Raw genomic sequence first — 3,439 nt, forward strand, 5'->3', positions numbered from 1 at the left:
GCGCAGCGCGCCACCCATAGCGCCGTAGCAAGCGCGGCTTGCTTGGAGGGCAGACCGCGGCCCGTTACCCCATCTACCGGACTTAGGCTCACGGCATTGCGCCTCCGAATCGCCGAATATTTGCGCTTGCTGGGGTTCCGGACCTTGGCACCCGGGCAGCCCGTTCCCGTGTCCTGCCCGGGATAGGTCCCAGTCGGAGGGGAGATTATGTCTTACGGCGGTTCGGGTAACTATGGTGCCTGGCGTAACGACGGCGGCGTGCCGCCGCATGCGTTCGATCCGCGATTGGAGCCGGAGCTGTTCCGCGGCGTGCTCACCCGGCGGGTATTTGCCTTCCTGATTGACCTGGTTGTGCTTTCGGTCCCCGTCATCCTTGGGTATCTTTTCATCGCCGTGTTCGGCCTGATTACCCTTGGGCTCGGTTGGGCGCTGTTCTGGCTGGCGTGGCCGGCGACGATTGTCTGGGCGATCGTCTATTACGGCGCATCGATCGGCGGCGCCTCGTCGGCGACCGTCGGCATGCGGGTGATGGATCTGGAGTTGCGCACCTGGTACGGGGCGCCAGGCTATTTCGTGCTCGGCGCCATGCATGCGGTGCTGTTCTGGCTGTCGGTCTCGTTCCTCTCGCCGCTTGTGCTGCTGTTCGGCCTTCTTCAATAGCCGGCGGCGTTTGCTGCACGACATCGTGCTCGGAACCGTTATCATCAACAGCTCGGCCCGCGCTCACGCGGCATCCGCAGCGCACACTTATTGAGCCAGCCAATTGAGCCCAGCAAGATGATTGACCGCTAGCCTCCGGGGCGCGATGCTGGGAGGCTGTTTTGGAGGCCTGACGACTTGTCGTGACCCAGCATTCGCGTGATACCCCGCAGTTTTACCTGACGGCGCCGTCGCCCTGCCCCTATTTGCCGGGTCGCCATGAGCGCAAGGTGTTCACGCATCTGGTCGGCGACAAAGCGGGCGATCTCAACGATCTGCTCACCCATGGCGGGTTCCGCCGCAGCCAGTCGATCGCCTACCGGCCGGCTTGCGACCAATGCCGGGCCTGCGTGTCGGTGCGCGTGATCGCCAACGAATTCCGACCCTCGCGCAGCTTCCGCAAGGTCCTGGCCCGCAACGCCGACCTCGTCGGCGAGCAGCGTTCCGCAGTGCCGACCTCCGAACAATATTCCGTGTTCCGCGCCTATCTCGACAGGCGCCACCGCCACGGCGGCATGGCCGACATGACCGTGCTCGACTATGCGATGATGGTCGAGGATAGCCATGTCGAGACCCGGATCATCGAGTATCGCAAGCGCGGCATCGACAGCGGCATCACCGGACGCGGCGAGGAGTTGATCGCAGTGGCCCTCACCGATGTGCTGAGCGACGGCCTGTCGATGGTCTATTCCTTCTTCGAGCCGTCGCTCGAGAACCGCTCGCTCGGCACCTTCATGATCCTGGACCACATCGCCCGCGCGCGCCGGCTCGGACTGCCATACGTCTATCTCGGCTACTGGATCGACGGCTCCAAGAAGATGGACTACAAGGCCCGCTTCCTGCCGCAGCAGCGCCTCGCCCCGAGCGGCTGGCTCCGGGTCGATGCGGCCGGCGACATGGCCGCGGAGCCGCAGGACTGACCGGCCCTCAGCCGAAGAGGGTATCGAACAGCAGCTTCACATTCAGGATGACGATGACGCCAGCCACCAGCCAGGCGACCGCGGCGACCGGCATCGATATCGCGAACTTGCCCATCTTGCGCCGGTCGGACACGAACCGCACCAGCGGAATGACCGCGAACGGAAGCTGCATCGAGAGGATGACCTGGCTGAACACCAGCAGGTCGGTGGTGCCGCGCTCGCCATAAAGCGCGGTGACGACAATGACGGGGACGATCGCGATGCCGCGCGTCAGCAGCCGCCGCGCCCAGCTCGGCAGCCGCAAGCTGAGGAAGCCTTCCATCACGATCTGGCCAGCCAGCGTCGCCGTTACCGTCGAGTTGAGGCCGGAGGCAAGCAGCGCCACCGCGAACAGCGTCGAGGCGATGCTGAGGCCAAGCAACGGCGACAGCAGTTCGTAGGCCTGGCTGATATCCGCGACATCGGAATGGCCGCTCCGATGGAAGGTCGCGGCCGCGACCACCAGGATCGCCGCATTGATGAACAGCGCCAGCATCAGCGCGATCGTGGAGTCGGTCGTCGCCCATTTGATCGCGTCCCGCCGTCCCTCTTCGGTGCGCTCATAGGCGCGGGTCTGCACGATGGACGAGTGCAGATAAAGATTATGCGGCATCACGGTCGCGCCGATGATGCCGATCGCGATGTAGAGCATCTCGGGATTGGTGAAGATCTCGCTCGACGGCGCAAAGCCGCGCAGCAGTGCAGCAACCGGCGGGGCCGCCGCGGCGACCTGGATCGCAAAGCAGGTCGCGATCACGATCAGGAGCGCGATGACGAAGGCTTCCAGGAAGCGGAAGCCGCGATTCATCAGGAGCAGCAGCAGGAAGGCATCGAGCGCGGCGAGCAGCGCACCGCCGATCAGGGGAATGCCGAACAGGAGCTTCAACGCGATCGCGGTGCCGATCACCTCCGCCAGATCGCAGGCGATGATCGCGGCTTCGCAGGCGATCCACAGCAGGAAGTTCACCGGGCGCGAATAGGTCGCCCGGCAGGCCTGCGCCAGGTCGCGGTCGGTGACGATGCCAAGCCGGGCCGCGAGCGCCTGCAGAAGGATCGCCATCAGGTTGGACAGCAGGATGACCGAAAGCAGCGTGTAGCCGAACTTCGAGCCACCCGCGATGTCGGTCGCCCAGTTGCCGGGATCCATATAGCCGACCGACACCAGATAGCCCGGTCCGGCGAAGGCAAGCAGCCGGCGCCACCATCGGCCTGCCGTCGGAACCTCGACCGTCGCGTTCACCTCGGGGAGGCTTCGCGTATCCGGCGCGTCGGCGCGCCATCCGGTGGAGGTCGGCAGCACCTGCGGTGCGGTGTCGGGGATCAATCGGGGCGTTCGGGCATCCATGATGCCACAATGCCGGAAAACATTTTTTGTTGCAACTCATTTGCAACTGCATCTAGGAAGTCATCGGGCCACATCCTCAGGCGCCGCTGCCGCGGCCCTCGGAGCGCGTCTTGCTGCGTTGCGGCAAAGTCACACTGCTGCACGAACCCCGCGCGTGTAACGCGGTCGTCACACTGCGACATAAAGTCCCGCGTTAGGGCTCGCTAGGTGGGTATGGGGCGTGCAGTTCACAGTGGAGGCCAGCAATGGCGACAATGAGAACCTTGATCCTCGGCACCGCCGTGGGGCTGATGGCAGCCGGCGGTGCGCATGCGGCCGATCTTCCGATCAAGGCGAAGCCCATCGAATATGTGAAGATTTGCTCGGCTTACGGTCCCGGCTTCTTCTTCATCCCCGGTACCGACACCTGCATGAAGATCGGCGGCTACCTCCGGGT

The 3,439-nt window shown here is 64.6% G+C and carries 3 protein-coding genes and 1 pseudogene; 3 read left to right on the plus strand and 1 reads right to left on the minus strand.

Features of this window, described 5'->3' with window-relative positions; genetic code table 11:
* The first annotated feature begins 207 nt into the window (after positions 1-207).
* Both AC5ZGW_RS45570 and AC5ZGW_RS45575 read left to right on the plus strand, forming a co-directional pair.
* Positions 208-754 (plus strand): annotated as a pseudogene (locus tag AC5ZGW_RS45570) (RDD family protein).
* Between the two features lie 88 nt (positions 755-842).
* Entirely contained in the window at positions 843-1,619 is a 777-nt protein-coding gene (locus tag AC5ZGW_RS45575; protein ID WP_028162898.1) for an arginyltransferase, read from the plus strand.
* 7 nt (positions 1,620-1,626) lie between these two features.
* On the opposite strand, the gene AC5ZGW_RS45580 is transcribed toward AC5ZGW_RS45575, so the two are convergent.
* Positions 1,627-3,003 (minus strand): Nramp family divalent metal transporter, encoded by a 1,377-nt coding sequence (locus tag AC5ZGW_RS45580; protein WP_474419074.1) that lies wholly within the window; start codon positions 3,001-3,003, stop codon positions 1,627-1,629.
* A 245-nt stretch (positions 3,004-3,248) separates the two neighbouring features.
* On the opposite strand from AC5ZGW_RS45580, the gene AC5ZGW_RS45585 reads away from it, so the two are divergent.
* Positions 3,249-3,439: porin (locus tag AC5ZGW_RS45585; RefSeq protein ID WP_496114144.1), on the plus strand; the 191-nt coding region annotated here is incomplete at its 3' end.

The sequence above is a fragment of the Bradyrhizobium sp. Crot121 genome (assembly GCF_059512385.1).